The following is a 17238-nucleotide window of genomic DNA, read 5'->3' as shown; positions in this document are numbered from 1 at the left end:
CATCCCCCTCATCCCCCTCATCCTCTTCATCTCCTAGTCTCCAATCCCATCTACAATCATTTTTATGAATCTACCTTCTTTCCTTTGGTTGTGGAAAATAGCTGCTTGGTCAATGGGTTTGTCGCTGTTGGCGTATTTGCTATTAGCGTTGACTGGCGTTTGGATGTGGCAAAGGAGAAATTTGCAGAATCTCCCTAGTTTTTTACCGTTTGCAGGAGGACTGGGGGGAGTGCGATCGTTCCACTATACAATGGGCATTAGCATGGTCAGCTTAGTACTGCTGCTGTTAGCAATTGGCATTGTAGGCACATTGGGACACTTTGGCTCTTTGGGGCACTCATCGCACTTAACTGCTGGCTTAATAGTAGTAGTATTGGTTTTAGTGTCTGCTTTGAGTGCAACACAAATTCGTGCTAGACGACGTTGGGCTAGACCTTTACACATTAGTGTGAATATTATTCTGTTTGTCGGATTTGCCTGGGTGTCCTTAACTGGTTGGAGTGTAGTGCAAAAGTATTTGCCTTAAGGTGACATCTCTTATTGAGGTACTAACACAACTGATGGCTAGAACAAACGGCTATCTTACAATAAATAAAGAAAAGCACTATGATTAAGTCGTGACAGCAACCTCAGCCAATAACTCAGCTTCTATTTTTCGCCTTTCTCCGTTAATTCGGGTGACTCTGTTGAGTCTGTATGTGGCACTCACAGCACCATTACCTTTTTTATCACAAGTAACATCTGCACCCGTACCACCAGGATTGTTGTGGGTAGGAATTAGCGTCGGCTTAGTTGCTTTATATGCGGTGTTGACCGAACGAGTAATTTTAGATGACCGAGGAATTCAGGTTACTTATCCTACTTGGGTGTCTCGCTTCTTTCGTAAAGGTTGGTTTTTGCCTTGGTCAGAGGTAAAAGAGTTAAAGCCCCGCTCGACTGGTCAAGGGGGGCTAGTTTATTATTTTCTTAGCAAGGATGGGAAAGCTTATTTATTACCGATGCGGGTAGTCGGATTTGCCCGTTTAGTGCAAATTGTGCAAGCCAAGACTGGTATTGATACTACAGATGTTCGCCCTTTGGCACAGCCGTGGATGTATGCAATTTTGCTAGTATTTACGTTGCTGTTATTTTTGGTGGATGCCTGGATTATTACCACAGCTTTGACTATCTAATAATTATTGTTAGTTGTCAGTTGTGGTAGAGACGCGATTAACCCTTGTCTGTACAAAAGTCAGTTGTCAGGAGGTAGAAGTATGGATTCTTCCTCCGTTAATTTTGAATTTTGAATTAATTTGTTTCCCTCATCTCCCCCTGCTCCCTCATCTCCCTCATCTCCCCCTACTCCCCCTGCTCTCTTACTCCCCGGTGAACTTGGATAATCTTACTTCACAAGCCCAACTGCGGCTTGAGCAAGTTAATCTATTTACGAGGCTGAATAGCAATCAGCAAGGATATCCTATATTGCAGGATATTTCCTTTGAGGTAATTTCAGGAGAACGCATTGCCATAGTAGGCCCATCCGGTGCTGGAAAAACTTCGCTATTACGTCTGATTAACCGCCTGAGCGAACCCACTAATGGCAAAATTTATCTAGAGAATCAGGAGTATAGCCAAATTCCGGTAATCCAGCTACGCCAAGAAATAACACTGGTATTACAAGAATCAAAGCTGCTGGGGATGACAGTCTTGCAAGCTTTAACTTATCCTTTAGTTTTGCGCGGTTTGCCAAAACAAACTATTCAGCAAAGAATCGATTGTTGGACAGAACAACTGCACATTCCTAACGAGTGGTTGGGACGAACTGAAGTACAACTTTCGGCTGGACAGCGACAATTAGTAGCGATCGCTCGTGCCCTGGTCATCCAACCAAAAGTTATACTGTTAGACGAGCCGACCTCTGCTCTAGATGCTGGTACAGCTACTCATTTGATACAAGTTTTAACTCAGTTGTCTCAAACTCATCAAACTACAATTTTGATGGTAAATCACCAACTTGACTTAGCCCAAATGTTTAGTACTCGGTTGTTATATCTACAACAAAGTCGGCTATTGGCAAATCAAACTGCTTCTAAAATAGACTGGCTTAACTTACAAAATAGCTTGATGCAAGCAGAAGCTCAAGCTACTGAGGAATGGAGTTAGTCACTTTGCTCCAATTAAAAATTAAAAATGTAAAATTAAAAATTAGATTATTCTTTTTAATCTTTAATTTCTAATTTTTAATTTCCTCTACGACCGTTGAGTACTCAGTGTGGAACGTTGATTGCTGAATCTCTCTTTTGCTAACTTGGTTTGTGACTGGGGAATGTTGGCATTCAAAACTTCCATGTTAAATCGATATCCGACGTTACGGATAGTTTGAATCAAGCTAGGTTGACGCGGATCGAGTTCAACTTTTTTTCGTAGCGATAAAACATGAGTATCAATGGTGCGCGGGTTGTCGATAGCATCAGGCCAAGCACGACGCAGCAATTCTGACCTACTTAGTGGCACTCCCCCAGCTTGCGCCAAAACGTAGAGTAAACTAAATTCCTGGGGCGTTAAGTCGATGAACTCGCCTTGGAATCGGACGCGGCGCTGGACTAAATCGATTTGCAAAGTGCCATAATCCAAATATGCTGGTGCAGTAGGCGTGCGTTTGCGGCGAATCAATGCTTCTACTCTTGCTAAAAACTCTTGCATCCCAAAAGGTTTACTCAGGTAATCATCTGCTCCCGCTTTCAAACCTGCGACGATATCGGCTTCGTTACTACGGGCTGATAGCATCAAGATCAGAGGCTGCTGCTGACGATGCAACCAACGGCAAAACTCAATACCATCACCATCAGGAAGATCCGCATCTAGAATGACTAGAGTCGGTTGATGAGCTAGAAACTCTTCTCTTGCTTGATAAATGCTAGCGGCTTGATGCACCCTATATTCCAACTGTTGCAAGTGCCAACCTAGCAACGACCTCAGATGGGGATTCCCCTCAACGATTTCAATACAAACCGAACCCACGGTGGTAAGACCCCTTAGCGTCGATGAATTTCAAGGTAACAAGCCCATGCTCTAGGTTTTGTAGTCTTTGTTACCTCAATTGCAATTAGGTTTATATTTCCGCAAACAAAGAGTGAAAAAATCTTTAACTTATGCCTTGTCCAAAGCTAAGTTAGTCATATTCTTTAATTTTTTCTTAAATTTTTGTTAGACTTAATCACAAGTTCTTTGGGTTTAACACTCCACCCCTAGAAGGATGCAATGTCCTCAAAGAACTATCACTAAACGAGCTATACTAATACCTCAGCTAGCTTTTAGCCTGATGGTGTCAGTCAATCTACTTAAGCATAACAGTTGTCTACTGCCAATACCCTTAGGCAGGAGATTGAACAAATCATAAGAATAGCTTACTAAATCATCTTAATCCGAATTTTCTGGAATAGGATTTAGTTAAGTTGTAGCTGCTGGAGGATGCTCTCCAAAGGAGATGTAGATATTATCGATCTTGAGTTGATGCCAAAAAAATGGAAGTAACACTTCACATTTGAGCGTGAATCATTTACAATTCTCATTCCAAAGAGATCAATAAAGCAGTTATGCTCCAAGACACACAAACCATCCGCTATTACCAAAGAATTACCGACGCCTTCGTCGAATTATGGAATCGCGGTTATCGTACGGATGATATGCGGATGTATTTGGATGGATATCTAGCCGCGCTGCGACATAGTAACGCTATTGAACCTATTCTGATTCATCGCCTAGAGGAGGAAGCCAGCCGCTATTTGTACGATGCATCAAATTTTGTCATGACGCAACCACAACCAGATTACTACTAACGTCTGCAATTAGGCAGCTTATTAGGAATCATATGATTAACGCAGATGATTGTAACATATCATTTGCCTCAATCGATGGTGCAATAGTGTAAAATTTTGGAGATATTTTTTTTGATACAAGCGTCCCCTGAGAGGAATTTTGATTATGCCAATTCCTCTTGGGGGATTTTTAATTATTTCCTGATAACGATCGCTAAATCCAAGCAAAGTGAAGACAATCTTGTGTCTTTTGTTTTTCTCCTGTGTTCCTCTTTGAGACTGAATCTTGCTTTATAACCAGGGGGAGAGGTACAAAAGGTTACTAACGTGGAATTTTAAATATTAGAGATGAAATTAATTTCACATCTCTGGTAGTCAATGAGAATACCATGCAAAGCAATTTAGTCAAGTTCCCTAGCGTTGAGACTGAGAGAAAGAGCGCGCAGAGCGGGGATACAACAGTTACCAAGTACGACAGTGCCGAACAGCAATTTATAGAACTGCTGATAACGGAAGATTTGGATAATCAGTTGGATAGCGAAAATGCGAAAGTCAGTGAGTTTGAACGAACTCTTGCGGCTGCTATTCGTATTGCTTATCAAAACGATGATGGTGACGCACAAGCCCATCGTTTTCTTCAGCGAATACTTTATCGCATAAATCGGCTGAAGTTGTTTTGGTACGATGATTTACAGCATTACACTAATGAGCGATCGCTTTATTTATCCTCATGTCGTAACCAAATTGAAGCTGCTTGGCAAAAATGGGAACTGGCACAAATTGATGTTGCAGCACTAAAACAACTAAATGTCAAACAGGCATTATTAGAACGCGGGGCTGCCGATTTAGATCCGTCGCTTTCAGAAGATAGTCGCTATATCCGCGAACAAATGACTGAAACCGGCTATCGTCACTTGCTGGCGATCGCTTCTTTTGATGGTTTAGTCGAAGGCAGTCGGCTTTCTCGGATTTTGGGCGGTGCTGCTAATGAAGTCCAGTGTATGCTAGTGCGGGTATTACTCGAAGAATACGGCAACGGCCGCTTATCTCGCAAACATTCGACATTTTTTGCCCAAATGCTAGCTGAATTTGGGATGAATACCGAACCAGAGGGGTACTTCGATTTAGTCCCTTGGGAAGTTCTAGCTTGCGCTAATCATAACTTTCTCTTAACTGAGCGCAAACGTTATTTCTTGCGTTACAGCGGTGGACTAACTTATTTTGAGGTGGCTGGGCCTGCGGCTTACAGAAATTATCTCACAGCCGCGCAACGATTGGGACTATCAGAAGCAGCAATGGGTTATTGGGAACTACACATCAGAGAAGATGAACGCCACGGACGTTGGATGTTAGATGATGTAGGTTTGCCTTTAGCTCAACAATATCCTGATGATGCCTGGGAGTTGTTGCTAGGTTATGACCAAGAAAAACTAATGGGCGATCGCGCCGCTAGTGCTGTTGTGCGATCGATACGCGAAGCCGAACTAACCGCCTTACCTAGAGGATAAATCCAAAAAATTAGAAATTAATCATAGCAAGTTTTTTACTTGCTTAATTAATTCGTCATTCTTCAGTTATCCTATCAGCCTTTTTTCATAGTTAGATTTCTTTAATGAGGAATTTCTCACTTAAAGAAGATTTTTTGTTGCTTAAGAAAAGGTAGTAACACTAATTATCTAAAATCAGGCAACACATTCAAACCTCCAAAGCCATACCATATCTGACTTTCTTAATTACGAATTACGAATTGGTATAACTCTTGGCTTTAACTATCATTACGATTGAAGTGCAATCACATGAAAGATATATTTTTCTGTCCTGAAGAATCTAATTTCTACTCAAATTGTTTAGACAACTTTGTGCTCAGAGATTGTAGAAGTTCCGAGTCTGTTGTGGAATTTGGTTCCGGAGACGGAAGTCCTGTCATTAACTCTCTACTAAAAAATAAGTTTGATGGATTAATCGAAGGATTTGAATTAAATACCTCTGCATGGAAAACTGCAAATTTAACAATAGATGAATACAATCTTGCTAATAAATATATAATTCATAATTCATGTTTATTCAAATCTTCTAAACCCAAAGCCAAATATCTTGTAGCTAATCCGCCGTACCTTCCCGCACCAGATAGAGATATTTACATGCCGCTATTATTCGGAGGTATAGATGGAGCTACAGTTACAAACGAGCTTTTATCCTTAGATTATGAAAATGTACTAGTTTTAGTTTCTAGCTATTCTAATCCAAAAAGTACAATTAACCAAGCTAGGGAAAATGGCTATTTTGTAAAAAGTTTTATGGTTTTACCTTTAAAGTTTGGATACTATAGTTCCGAGCCAAAAGTGAAAAACTATATAGAAGAATTGCGAAAAAAACAAATGGCCTTTTATTCAGGAGATTATTATTTTTTAGCTGGCGTTTTATTTCAAAAACAACAAGAAGGTGCTGTTGATTTATCTAATGAATTAGCTCAAGTAATGACGAGTTTGTAAATTAGCGGAGACGCGATTAATCGCTTCTGTACAAAAGTAATAGAGAAGCGATTAATCGCTTCTCTCTACAATAGTCAGTTATAATTTATCTTCCCCTACTCTCTTATCCCCAGTTCCCAGTCCCCAATTGCGTTAAGCTGAATGCAATGATTAAATAACCATTATTGACTAGCGGATATGTTTTGGAAGCAAGGATTAGTATTACTTTTCGGGATTTTGACATTTTTCCTCGCTTCCCCAGCGCGGGCAGCAGACTGGACTCATCCGCTGTCGTTTAGCAATGCAGAGTTATCAAGACGCGATTTTTCGGGTGAAAGTTTGCAAGCTGCTGAGTTTTCTAACGCCAATATGGAATTTGCTAACTTTACAGATGCTGACTTGCGAGGAGCAGTCATGAGTGCTTCGGTGATGACACAAGTAAATCTGCACGGAGCTGATTTAACTAATGCCATGGTGGATCAGGTAAACTTAACTAAAGCTGATTTGAGCGATGCCGTTTTCAAAGAAGCTCTTTTACTCCGCGCCATATTTACTGATGTCAATATCAACGGTGCAGATTTTACTGATGCAGTTTTGGATAAAGCACAAATTAAAGAATTGTGCAATATAGCGAATGGAGTGAATTCTAAAACTGGCGTAGAAACTCGTGATTCTCTAGGATGTCAATGAAGCGTGTTGGTGTAATTGGTGGCGGTCAACTTGCCTGGATGATGGGGGATGCAGCAAAAAAATTAGGGGTGGAATTAATTGTACAAACTCCTAGTAAAGACGATCCTGCTGTAGCGATCGCTCAGGAAACTATTTTTGCCTCAGTTGATGATGCTAATGCCACAAAGATTTTAGCTCACAAAGCTGATGTCATCACCTTTGAAAATGAATTTGTTAACTTAGATGCTTTGTCTGTATTGGCACAACAAGGGGCTTGCTTCCGCCCTAGGTTAGATGCTTTAACTCCTCTTTTAGATAAATATCACCAGCGCCGCTATTTACAGGATTTGGGATTGCCCGTTCCTTATTTTTTCGCTCTTGAGCAACAAGAACATCTGGAATCCAAAATAAAATCTTTAGATTTTCCGGTAGTCCTCAAATCCCGCCGTCATGGTTATGACGGTCAAGGTACTTTCATTATTCAGGATTTGACTACTTTACAGCAAAAGCTATCCGACTACACTCTATTTTTAATCGAGGAATTTATCCCATTTGAACGGGAATTGGCGATAATTGCTGCGCGTTCAACAGATGGTGAGGTTGTAACTTACCCAATTGTCGAAACCCAACAAGAACAGCAGGTGTGTCGGCGAGTCATCGCACCAGCCGATCTGACACTCGACCTAGCAGCAGAAATAGAAGCGATCGCACATACTCTATTAAATAGCTTACAAGTAGTCGGAGTCTTTGGCATCGAGCTATTCCTCACCAAGAATGGTAAGGTGTTAGTCAATGAAATTGCGCCTCGTACCCACAATTCTGGGCATTTTTCTTTAGATGCCTGTAAAACTTCTCAGTTTGAACAGCATTTAAGAGCTGTTGCTGGTTTGACTTTGGGCGATCCTAGCTTAAAATGTGCCAGTGCTGTCATGGTCAACCTCTTGGGATACGAAAATTCTCAAAGCGACTACCAAAACCAGCGCCAACAATTAGCTGAGATTCCCCAATCTCACGTTTACTGGTATGGCAAGACAGAATCTCGTCCCGGACGCAAGCTCGGACATGTCACCGTTTTGCTGGGCGATCGCAATTGGGATACGGCAAATGCCACAGCCCACACCATAGAATCAATCTGGTATTCCAGGTGAATTTGCCAGAAAATTCCGACTTCAAACACACAACCCATCTTTGAAAGCTATAATGAGTTAGTTGCACTACGACGTTGGTGACTGCCATCAAGTTTTTTGATCTATGTCTTTAAAGAAAAGGGAACCAAACAGTTCTCGTGGCAGTAGACCGGGCATGTACCCGGAAACTTTAAACGAGACACATCGGTACCCACCTGGTTTAACCAGGTCATAAACTTAGGTAAAACGGCGTCGCGGTGAACTCAAAGTTATTGGCTCCCAAAGTTAGTAAAAACTTGGGAGTTTTAATATTGAAATCAAAATTAATAAGTCAGAACAAGCGGGTACGAGTCCGACAGTAGCTACAAATTCAATTGGAGAGTTCTGACAACTGAGTGCTGAATTCTATTTTGAGAAATATTAGCGTAGCTAATAGCATAAATTAGTAATTAAAAAATAGAAATAACAAATATAAAATCAGTAATATTCAACTTTTTGCTTATCTCTCCAAGAGATTTAATTTTCAGAAACGATATTAAGTTGGCTATTGTAAATCAGGAAAATAAAATCTGTATAATTTGATTCTAATTTAGCGATCGTTCAGAGTTAAGATGACAAAAATTAGATTAAATTGTGGTTAAAGCTACAAAAAATTGTCACAACAACAATTGATTCAAACTTCATTTCCTGCCTCGGTTCGCCGACTAGACAATGGTTTAACGTTTATTCATCAAGAAATTTCTACTACCCCTGTAGTTGTAGCTGATGTTTGGGTGCGTGCTGGAGCAGTCCTTGAGCCAGAACCGTGGTTTGGCATGGCTCACTTTTTAGAACACATGATTTTCAAAGGCACAACGACGCTAGCGCCTAGAATGTTCGATTACAAAATCGAAAACAAAGGTGGTGTGAGTCATGCAGCCACAAGCTACGATTACGCCCATTATTCCTTAACCACAGCTGCTCCTGACTTAGCAGATACATTACCTCATTTAGGGGAACTACTGCTCAATGCCGCAATTCCAGAGGATGAATTTATCCGCGAACGGGACGTAGTGCTAGAAGAAATTCGCTCTTGCCATGACGATCCCGACTGGATAGGCTTTCAAAGCCTGAACAAAAGTATTTACCAAAACCATCCTTACGGACGTTGCATACTTGGTACAGAGCAAGAACTCATGCAACAGTCACCAGCAGCAATGCGTTGTTTTCATCGCGCTCACTATCAACCGCAAAACATTACAGTAGTAGTGGTGGGAGGAATTGCCCAACAGCCAGCCTGGGAATTAGTAAATCGCTCATTCGCTGATTTTGCCGAACCTAGTGATTGTCCGCAATCTCAAGAAGTTGCAGAACCAGTCATTGCTGGAATTCAGCGTCAAGAACTTTATTTACCACGCATCGAGCAAGCGCGGTTGTTGATGGCTTGGGTTGTACCAGGAGTAAAGCAAATTCGTACTGCCTACGGTTTAGATTTGTTGTCAGTCTTATTAGCAGAAGGGCGGACTTCACGTTTAGTACGTCATTTGCGAGAAGAACTACAATTAGTCCAGGGAATTTGTAGTAATTTTTCCCTACAAAAAGAATCAAGTTTATTTACAATTACTGCTTGGTTAGAACCAGAAAACCTGGATAAAGTAGAGTATCTAATTCGCACGCATTTACACGATTTGCAAATAACAGGAATTAGCGAACAGGAAATTGCGCGCACCCGCAGGTTACTGTGTAATGAATATGCCTTTTCTATCGAAACGCCAAATCAGGTTGCTGGGCTTTACGGCTACTACAATACTATTGCCCAAGCTGAATTAGCGGTGACATATCCTCAACAGATTCAATCATTTGATGCCCAAGAACTGCAACAATTAGCTAAACAGTATCTTTCACCGCAGAATTACGCGGTTACTGTACTGAAACCTTGTCAGTAGTCAGTAGTCAGTGGTCAGTGGTTATAAGTAGGCGAACACAAATACTTGTCGCAAAGGCAAGACACAAAAGGCGAAAGAGCAGTGGAAGAAATAACTAACTCCTACCTATTGACAAATGACCCTACTCTACCCTTGTCCTAACGGAGACGCTACGCGAACGGGAACGACTTCGTCGAACGAGAACGGCTTTGCCGAACGGGTGACGTTCGAGGACTAGCTAACGCTACGCTAACGTCAGTTGTTCGTGGGGAGGCACTGCGCCCTTCGGGTTTCCCCGCAGCCTTTGCAAGTGTCGGGGAAATCCCCAAAACCACATTGACTGAACAACTGACAAATAATAACTCAAATCGTGAAACCTTCCTTATCTCACTCGACTGACAACTGACAACTGACAACTAACAACTGACAAATAATAACTCAAATCGTGAAACCTTCCTTATCCCACTCTCCTATCCATCGCACTGTATTGAACAATGGCATTGTAGTACTAGTGGCAGAAAATCCAGCTGCGGATATTATCGCAGGGCGGATTTTTATTCGTGCTGGTAGTTGTCACGAAAAGCAGGAACAGGCGGGGTTAGCCTATTTGCTCTCAGCAGTCATCACAAAGGGATGTGATGGACTTTCGAGTTTAGAAATTGCCGAACAAGTCGAGTCAGCAGGGGCGAGTTTGAGTGCGGATACCGCCACTGATTATTTTTTGCTGTCGTTGAAGACAGTAACATCAGATTTTGCGGAAATTTTAGCATTGGCTGGGCGGATTTTGCGATCGCCCACATTTCCAGAACTCCAAGTGGAATTAGAACGGCGTTTGGCATTACAAAATATTCGCTCTCAACAAGAGCAACCGTTTACTATTGCCTTTGAGCAAATGCGGCAAGTAATGTACCAAAACCATCCCTACGCGATGTCGGTCTTGGGTAACGAAACCACCATGAGTAACTTAACGCGTGCGGACTTAGTAGAATACCATCAAAATTATTTCCGCCCAGATAATTTGGTAATCAGCATTGCTGGCCGAGTCACACAACAAGATGCACTCGCACTAGTAGAACAAGTCTTTGGTGATTGGCAAGTTCCCGACCAAACGCTGCCAATTCTTGATTTACCCCAGATCCGAGTCGAACCGCAACATCAGATAAAGCCCATGCAGACACAGCAATCAATCATAATGCTGGGTTACTTAGGCTCGTCGGTAATTTCTGCTGACTACGCTCCACTCAAGTTACTTTCTACCTACTTAGGAAATGGGCTTTCCAGTCGCTTGTTTGTGGAATTGCGAGAAAAACGGGGTTTGGCTTATGAAGTATCTGCATTTTACCCAACACGGCTGTATCCAGGATCGTTTGTAGTTTATATGGGCACAGCACCAGAAAATACCAGTGTAGCCGCGAACGGATTGCGTACAGAAGTGGATCTACTCTGTACCACAGAAGTATCAGCAAGCGCACTACAAGCGTCTAAAAATAAGATACTGGGACAGTATGCCTTGGGTAAACAAACTAACGGGCAAATTGCTCAAATATACGGCTGGTATGAAATTTTAGGCTTAGGAATTGATTTTGATAATCGCTTTCAAGAGTTGATTGCCTCTGTGAGTGCCAAAGATGCGATGGCAGCCGCACAGCGATATTTACAGGAACCTTATTTATCTTTAGTCGGTCAAGAAGAAGCAATTAATAGTGTTGTTGACTGATAACCGATGACAGTTAACAGTTAACGAGCAACAGTCATCAATTACAAGTAATTAGATATATACGCTATGTATGCTAGCTTACCAGCTGTTTTATAGACTCAAGCGGCTGTAATATTAGCATCAGAAGATTCTGGGAACAAATTCCATGAAAGGCAGCCTGAAAGCAAGTATTTTGAACTACTTAAGGTCTCCGAAAGCATTTCGCTTCTTGAGTGTAAATAAGTTTTATTGGTTACTCCTGGGCTTGACATCTGTGCTCATTGGTTCCTCTGGTATCGTATCAATTGCTGCACAAGAAAAAATTGCTCAAGTAAATGTCGGAAATAACATTAATCGTCCTACTCTCAAAGTTGGCAGCCAAGGCCAATATGTATCAGAACTTCAGGCTGCTTTGAAGCTTTTGGGCTTTTACTCAGATACAGTAAATGGTAGCTATAACGAAAATACAGCCAACGCTGTTTCTCGTTTTAAACAAGCAGTTGGTTTAACTCCAGATGGCATTGTTGATGCTGCCACTTGGCAACGGCTGTTCCCAAACGGGCCAACGACTACAGCAACTTCTGGTAACTCGGCATCCAATTTGACTACATTTCCTGTTCCGACCCAGCCTAATACAGTAGTTCCAACTCAGACTAATACAACTCAAGGTGCACCTCCAAAACCTGAGCCAAGACCTGCTAAACGCAAACCTAATACAACTCAAAGAACACAAACAACACCTAAACGTCCAGCAACACCGACTCGCAACACATCAAACACGCGCAACACAACAACTGCAACTACAACAACTACACGTACTAACCAAATTCCAGGCGTTCAATACACTTCAGAAGGATGGCCGATTTTACGGGTAGGGATGCGTAATTCAGAAGTTACTAAATTGCAACAACGACTGCAAAGGCTTGGTTTTCTGGATGGCGGTATAGATGGAGACTTTGGGGTGGCAACTGAGGAAGCAGTGAAAGCAGCTCAAAAACGCTATGGTCTAGAGCCGGATGGAGTAGTTGGTGGGGCTACTTGGGAAGTTCTCTTGCGGCGATCGCCAAGGTAACGGTAGGCTAAATACACAGTTGACAGTTTATTTAGTCACTTCGCTGGTGGCTAATTGGTAACAGCTAATGCCATTAGCCATAGTTGCTCAGTTTAAGCTTTTTCTTAATAGTTGAAATTATGAAGCATTTTTTATTAACTTGGCTTGGAACTACGGTTGCTTTGCTTATTACTGCTAATATTGTTCCGGGGTTCTTTGTCAAGAATTTTGTAGCTGCCCTGATTGCTGTAGCAGTTATTGGGCTAGTTAATGCATTTATTCGACCAATTTTAAGTATTTTGGCATTTCCAATTACCTTACTTACTTTTGGCTTATTTACATTTGTAATTAACGCTTTAACTCTCTGGCTAGCAAGTATTCTGACACCTGGTTATGGTTTTGAAATTCAAGGATTCTTACCTGCTTTTTTAGGATCGATTGTGTTGACGATTGTTTCTAGTGTAATTAGTTATTTCCTCAGAGTAGTTGTAAGGTAACGTAAATTGATGCACGAGAAAGGGTGTAGACATGGTATCGCGGTCTACACCTATTGTCCATTAAAGGTTGTGGTTGGTGTTTTAGTTATAGCCGTAGTCACACCCTTTAGGACAATTGCGATTGCTCAAAGCCTTACTACAGCAAATGGGTTCTTACTCAAGACTCAGCACTTTGCTATATCTGATTCTTGAGTAACAGCTACCGTTACTGCTCCTAATTGACCCTGTAAACGAACGATTTGTTTAGGAACCAAAAACCTTACTTTTAATGTCGCAGGTAGTGGGAGTAACTCGGAATATTCAAATGAATTTGCATAGGAAGCTGCGATAATGGCTGCTGCTTCTGCAACGCTGGCTGTTACTACTTGTGTTGCGACAATTTTCGCTGGGTTGGGTACACAAACAGTAGATAGAATTTCTGCACTAAAGGTTCTTAAAGGCAAATTTCGCAGACAACAAAATTCTATTAAACCAACTTCTGTAGCTTTGGTATTGATGGTAGCAAAACCTGCGATCGCACTTTGGTGAAGTTGATTCTCTGTAAATACTTGCTCAATTGCTGTTTCAATCAAATCCAACGAACTACCACGCCGACAGCCAATTCCTACCCACAAATTTCGTTGCGGCCACTGCTGGTCGCTAATTTTTTCTTTTACCAAAGCGATCTCAGTTGAATTTTAAACGATGAGATTAGCCTTTTCATTTCCCCGTTTACTATGATACTGGGAAACTGATCGTTAGAATACTGTTCTAGGAAATCAAAGCCTATATATTAAGCATATCTAGCACAGTAGGAAACACCGAGGGGGAGACAAGGTAAAACATAAAAGGTAATTTCCTTCTTCATTTTGGCTTCTTTGGTATCTTTAGAAGCAAAAACTTTTTTACCTGTGCTTTACCTCGGTATTCCAATTTTTTGTATTCTCCGCCGCAGCAAGCTCACAACAGCTGCGACGGAGTTTTGCTATTTTTACAATTTTATATTTGGATTTGATTATTTATACCTCTTTGGTATTAAGATATATTTTCATAATTAAGAGTATTACCATCTCTATAGGAATCCGGTTTGATTTCTAAAATTATTTGTGTAGGGAGGGAAGAAGAAACGGGGAACAGAAAACAGGAAAAAAGCCTCTTGAAGTTGTACTGATTTTTTTCAAAACTCAAATAGGATTCCTATAGTGATGTAATATTATCTAAAAATCAAATGAAAACTGACTCTATTTTTTATAAATTATTTCAAACGTTTCCAAGCGCTTTTTTTGAATTAATTAATTTAGAAGCCTCAGAAGCAAATGTATATAGTTTCGCATCAGTAGAATTAAAACAAACATCATTTCGGATTGATGGAGTATTTCTTCCTATTGCTAACGCTGGCGATGGCTTATTAAACGACTATCCTAGCCTTACCCAAGCGGCACAAACCCCGTCTACAGTAACACCAACAGCAAACAGCGATCGCCCAATTTATTTTGTAGAAGTTCAGTTTCAAAAAGATGTCGAATTTTACGCTCGTTTATTTTCTGAAATATTTCTATACTTACGACTTTACACTCCTACAAAACCTTGGCGAGCAGTAGTAATTTTTCCTCGCCGCAGTATTGAACCAACAAAAGTTGAACCTTATCAAGTATTGCTTGATAGTCAACTTGTCACGCGATTATATCTAAACGAATTGGGCAATCAGGCTGAACAATCTTTAGGAGTTGGTATCATCAAATTAGTGGTTGAGAGTAAAAAACAGACCCCCATATATGCAAAAAATTTGATTACCAGAACACGTACAGAACTAGGTAATACAGCACTCATGCAGCAAGTGCTAGATTTGATAGAAACAATTGTACTGTATAAATTGCCGCGTATCAGTCGTCAGGAGTTAATGAAAATGTTTGGACTAGATACTTTTGATATCAAAACAACTAGATTTTACGAGGAAGTCCGCGAAGAAGTTAAAGAAGAAGTCCGCGAAGAAGTTAAAGAAGAAGTCCGCGAAGAAGTTAAAGAAGAAGTCAGACAGACACAGACTTTAGAGGTGGCAATGCGTCAGCTACGACGACGCATTGGTGATGTAGATCGGCAATTACAAGAGCGTATCAGTCAATTATCTGTTGAACAGCTGGAGAATCTAGCCGAGGCACTGTTAGATTTTACAACACAAGAAGATTTAGCTACTTGGCTGCGAAGCAATTACAATCAACCATAAGTAACTAACTAAGCTAAAGCGCATTTATAGCAAAGTGCTGAGGAGCCAGTGCGTTGCGGAGGTTCCCTCCGTTGTAGCAACTGGCGTTGCTGAGTGCTGAGTAAAAAACCAGTTGCTTTAAGCCTTTGAGCAATCACAACTGTCTTAAAGGTTGTGGCTACGGCTATTATTTTCAGAAATACTCATAGTGGTTGTTGACCGCTGACTATTGACTGTCAACAGTCAACTTTGGTCAATGTGCAATTTAAAAGCGTAACAGCTTATCAACAATTTTGCTGAGAAATCGGCAACCTTTCTCGCGCCTCTAGAATAACTATTCCTGTGCTCCAGCCTTCTTTAAACTGCTGACTATATCTCTATAGCCATTAAATTCCGCAATCATCAAGGCAGTATAACCACCCCGATTTTTCACATTTATGTCTGCCCCAGCTTGAAGCAATATCTGTACAGCCTCACCATAGCCTCCAGAGGCAGCCCACATCAATGCCGTCGCTCCTGCGGAATCTTGAAAGTTTACATCTGCTCCTTTTGCCAATAATAGCTTGATAATTCCTGTGGAGTTGCGTTCGGTAGCTTTAATCAAAACTGTTTTGCCATCATCTCCCAAAATATTGGCATCAGCCCCATAGTCTAGCAATACCTTTACCGTCTGGGTATGTCCCTGCGATACAGCCAGTCTCAAAGGTACTTCACCTAGGTTTTCATCATTTACATCTGCACCACAACGCAGTAGTGCTTCAACGATTTGGCTATGTCCTTGTAATGCCGCTACAAGCATTGGCGTATCACCTAGGTGGTTTCTAATCTGGACATTTGCACTCCGGTTCAATAATACTTGCACTACATCAATGTAACCTTCGACAACAGCAAGATGGAGGGCAGTTTCACCATCTTTATCTTGAAGATTAATTTGGGTATCTCGATTTAGTAAAGCAGATGCGATCGCACTATGTCCGGCTGCTGCCGCTGCAAATAGTGCAGTTCCACCATCCGCATTTGTCAGGTTCGCATCAGCTCCAGCTTCCAGTAATGCTTGTACAATATCCAGATTTCCCAAGTCTGCTGCTACCATCAAGGGTGTCTCGCCTTCTTCATCTTGATGATTGACATCTGCGCCATTTTGTAATAACGCTTTTAAAACTACTGTGTGTCCGTGTTTGACAGCTAGTTTTAAAGCAGTATCATCATCTTTGTCGCTAAAATTAACTTTGGCATCAGCAGCCAATAAAACTCTCACCACATCAACATAACCTTTGAGTGCTGCTGCCATCAAAGCTGTGCTGCCATCTTCATTAACTGCATCTACATCTGCTCCTTTGGATATTAAAAGCTGTACAATATCAAGCTGATTAGCACTGGCAGCTAACATCAAGGCTGTCAATCTATAGCGTTTTCTAGGCAAGTTAATATTGGCCCCAGCATCCAGCAGCGATCGCACAATTTCGGTGTAACCTAAATTGGCAGCAAACATTAAAGCCGTGGTTCCATTGCGATCGCACGCGTCTAACTCAACACCAGCAGCCAGTAGCGCACCCAGCCGCTTGATATCGCCACTCTTAGCAGCTTTCAGCAGCAAATCGTTGTTTTCAGTCATGAATCATTCCCGCACCAACGGGTTTTGTTCGTCTAGTCTCAAAATTTAGTCTGAGATCGTTTAACCACTTTTGCAAGCAGCTTAGGGAGAAGCACAGGAAAAAGTTTTTGGATAATTATTCCTTGTTTCTTTTTTGCCATCTCAATATCTTTTACCCCAGGCCACTTTAAGCACTAAACTTAGAGTTATGCTAATTTTTATGAAGATTTAAGAATTCAGCGAGAACACA

General features: G+C 41.3%; 16 protein-coding genes and 1 other RNA gene. 14 read left to right on the top strand and 3 right to left on the bottom strand.

Features of this window, described 5'->3' with window-relative positions; translation table 11 throughout:
* Positions 1-64: 64 nt before the first annotated feature.
* The 3 genes from I8752_RS24850 (at position 65) to I8752_RS24840 (ending at position 2142) form a co-directional block, all read left to right on the top strand.
* Positions 65-526, top strand: a complete 462-nt coding sequence (locus I8752_RS24850; protein WP_214434907.1) for a DUF4079 domain-containing protein — start codon at positions 65-67, stop codon at positions 524-526.
* Between the two features lie 91 nt (positions 527-617).
* A complete protein-coding gene (locus tag I8752_RS24845) occupies positions 618-1172 on the top strand; it encodes a hypothetical protein (protein ID WP_214434906.1) in 555 nt (184 codons plus the stop codon).
* 199 nt (positions 1173-1371) lie between these two features.
* Positions 1372-2142, top strand: coding sequence for an ABC transporter ATP-binding protein (locus I8752_RS24840; protein ID WP_214434905.1), 771 nt, complete (start codon positions 1372-1374; stop codon positions 2140-2142).
* A gap of 87 nt (positions 2143-2229) precedes the next feature.
* Here the strand turns inward: I8752_RS24840 and I8752_RS24835 are convergent, their stop codons facing one another.
* Positions 2230-3000 (bottom strand): response regulator transcription factor, encoded by a 771-nt coding sequence (locus I8752_RS24835; RefSeq protein WP_214434904.1) that lies wholly within the window; start codon positions 2998-3000, stop codon positions 2230-2232.
* A 575-nt stretch (positions 3001-3575) separates the two neighbouring features.
* Between I8752_RS24835 and I8752_RS24830 the strand changes: the two genes are divergently transcribed.
* The 10 genes from I8752_RS24830 (at position 3576) to I8752_RS24785 (ending at position 13212) form a co-directional block, all read left to right on the top strand.
* Positions 3576-3818, top strand: a complete 243-nt coding sequence (locus I8752_RS24830) for a DUF6761 family protein (protein ID WP_214434903.1) — start codon at positions 3576-3578, stop codon at positions 3816-3818.
* A 368-nt stretch (positions 3819-4186) separates the two neighbouring features.
* Positions 4187-5305, top strand: coding sequence for an iron-containing redox enzyme family protein (locus tag I8752_RS24825; protein WP_214434902.1), 1119 nt, complete (start codon positions 4187-4189; stop codon positions 5303-5305).
* A gap of 288 nt (positions 5306-5593) precedes the next feature.
* Complete coding sequence (locus I8752_RS24820) at positions 5594-6289, top strand: class I SAM-dependent methyltransferase (RefSeq protein WP_214434901.1); 696 nt, start codon at positions 5594-5596, stop codon at positions 6287-6289.
* A gap of 177 nt (positions 6290-6466) precedes the next feature.
* The gene (locus tag I8752_RS24815) at positions 6467-6958 is read left to right on the top strand and encodes a pentapeptide repeat-containing protein (protein WP_214434900.1); all 492 of its coding nucleotides are present in this window, start codon (positions 6467-6469) and stop codon (positions 6956-6958) included.
* A complete protein-coding gene (locus tag I8752_RS24810) occupies positions 6955-8085 on the top strand; it encodes a 5-(carboxyamino)imidazole ribonucleotide synthase (RefSeq protein WP_214434899.1) in 1131 nt (376 codons plus the stop codon). The genes I8752_RS24815 and I8752_RS24810 overlap by 4 nt, the downstream gene beginning before the upstream one ends.
* A gap of 60 nt (positions 8086-8145) precedes the next feature.
* Positions 8146-8329: non-coding RNA, 6S RNA (gene ssrS / locus I8752_RS24805), on the top strand.
* Between the two features lie 388 nt (positions 8330-8717).
* On the top strand, positions 8718-9989 hold the full coding sequence (locus I8752_RS24800; RefSeq protein ID WP_214434898.1) for a M16 family metallopeptidase: 1272 nt from the start codon (positions 8718-8720) through the stop codon (positions 9987-9989).
* Positions 9990-10401: 412 nt separating this feature from the next.
* The gene (locus I8752_RS24795) at positions 10402-11685 is read left to right on the top strand and encodes a M16 family metallopeptidase (RefSeq protein ID WP_214434926.1); all 1284 of its coding nucleotides are present in this window, start codon (positions 10402-10404) and stop codon (positions 11683-11685) included.
* A 145-nt stretch (positions 11686-11830) separates the two neighbouring features.
* The gene (locus tag I8752_RS24790) at positions 11831-12736 is read left to right on the top strand and encodes a peptidoglycan-binding domain-containing protein (RefSeq protein WP_214434897.1); all 906 of its coding nucleotides are present in this window, start codon (positions 11831-11833) and stop codon (positions 12734-12736) included.
* 119 nt (positions 12737-12855) lie between these two features.
* Positions 12856-13212, top strand: coding sequence for a phage holin family protein (locus tag I8752_RS24785; protein WP_214434896.1), 357 nt, complete (start codon positions 12856-12858; stop codon positions 13210-13212).
* Between the two features lie 164 nt (positions 13213-13376).
* Here the strand turns inward: I8752_RS24785 and I8752_RS24780 are convergent, their stop codons facing one another.
* Positions 13377-13871, bottom strand: a complete 495-nt coding sequence (locus I8752_RS24780) for a cobalamin biosynthesis protein (protein ID WP_214434895.1) — start codon at positions 13869-13871, stop codon at positions 13377-13379.
* A gap of 548 nt (positions 13872-14419) precedes the next feature.
* Here I8752_RS24780 and I8752_RS24775 point away from each other — a divergent pair.
* Positions 14420-15415, top strand: coding sequence for a DUF2887 domain-containing protein (locus I8752_RS24775; RefSeq protein ID WP_214434894.1), 996 nt, complete (start codon positions 14420-14422; stop codon positions 15413-15415).
* Between the two features lie 313 nt (positions 15416-15728).
* On the opposite strand, the gene I8752_RS24770 is transcribed toward I8752_RS24775, so the two are convergent.
* Complete coding sequence (locus I8752_RS24770) at positions 15729-17009, bottom strand: ankyrin repeat domain-containing protein (protein WP_214434893.1); 1281 nt, start codon at positions 17007-17009, stop codon at positions 15729-15731.
* Positions 17010-17238: the final 229 nt, after the last annotated feature.

Origin of the sequence: Dendronalium phyllosphericum CENA369 (assembly GCF_016056275.1) — a bacterium.
Taxonomy (GTDB): domain Bacteria; phylum Cyanobacteriota; class Cyanobacteriia; order Cyanobacteriales; family Nostocaceae; genus Dendronalium; species Dendronalium phyllosphericum.
The sequence above is the reverse complement of the archived record's forward strand: the minus strand, read 5'-3'. Positions and strand labels throughout refer to the sequence as shown.

Excerpts from the sequence above, each read along its gene's own strand:
- I8752_RS24770 (WP_214434893.1), bottom strand. The coding sequence starts at position 17,009 with ATGACTGAAAACAACGATTTGCTGCTGAAAGCTGCTAAGAGTGGCGAT.
- I8752_RS24810 (WP_214434899.1), top strand. The coding sequence starts at position 6,955 with ATGAAGCGTGTTGGTGTAATTGGTGGCGGTCAACTTGCCTGGATGATG.
- I8752_RS24790 (WP_214434897.1), top strand. The coding sequence starts at position 11,831 with ATGAAAGGCAGCCTGAAAGCAAGTATTTTGAACTACTTAAGGTCTCCG.
- I8752_RS24785 (WP_214434896.1), top strand. The coding sequence starts at position 12,856 with ATGAAGCATTTTTTATTAACTTGGCTTGGAACTACGGTTGCTTTGCTT.
- I8752_RS24850 (WP_214434907.1), top strand. The coding sequence starts at position 65 with ATGAATCTACCTTCTTTCCTTTGGTTGTGGAAAATAGCTGCTTGGTCA.
- I8752_RS24820 (WP_214434901.1), top strand. The coding sequence starts at position 5,594 with ATGAAAGATATATTTTTCTGTCCTGAAGAATCTAATTTCTACTCAAAT.
- I8752_RS24775 (WP_214434894.1), top strand. The coding sequence starts at position 14,420 with ATGAAAACTGACTCTATTTTTTATAAATTATTTCAAACGTTTCCAAGC.
- I8752_RS24815 (WP_214434900.1), top strand. The coding sequence starts at position 6,467 with ATGTTTTGGAAGCAAGGATTAGTATTACTTTTCGGGATTTTGACATTT.
- I8752_RS24825 (WP_214434902.1), top strand. The coding sequence starts at position 4,187 with ATGCAAAGCAATTTAGTCAAGTTCCCTAGCGTTGAGACTGAGAGAAAG.
- I8752_RS24830 (WP_214434903.1), top strand. The coding sequence starts at position 3,576 with ATGCTCCAAGACACACAAACCATCCGCTATTACCAAAGAATTACCGAC.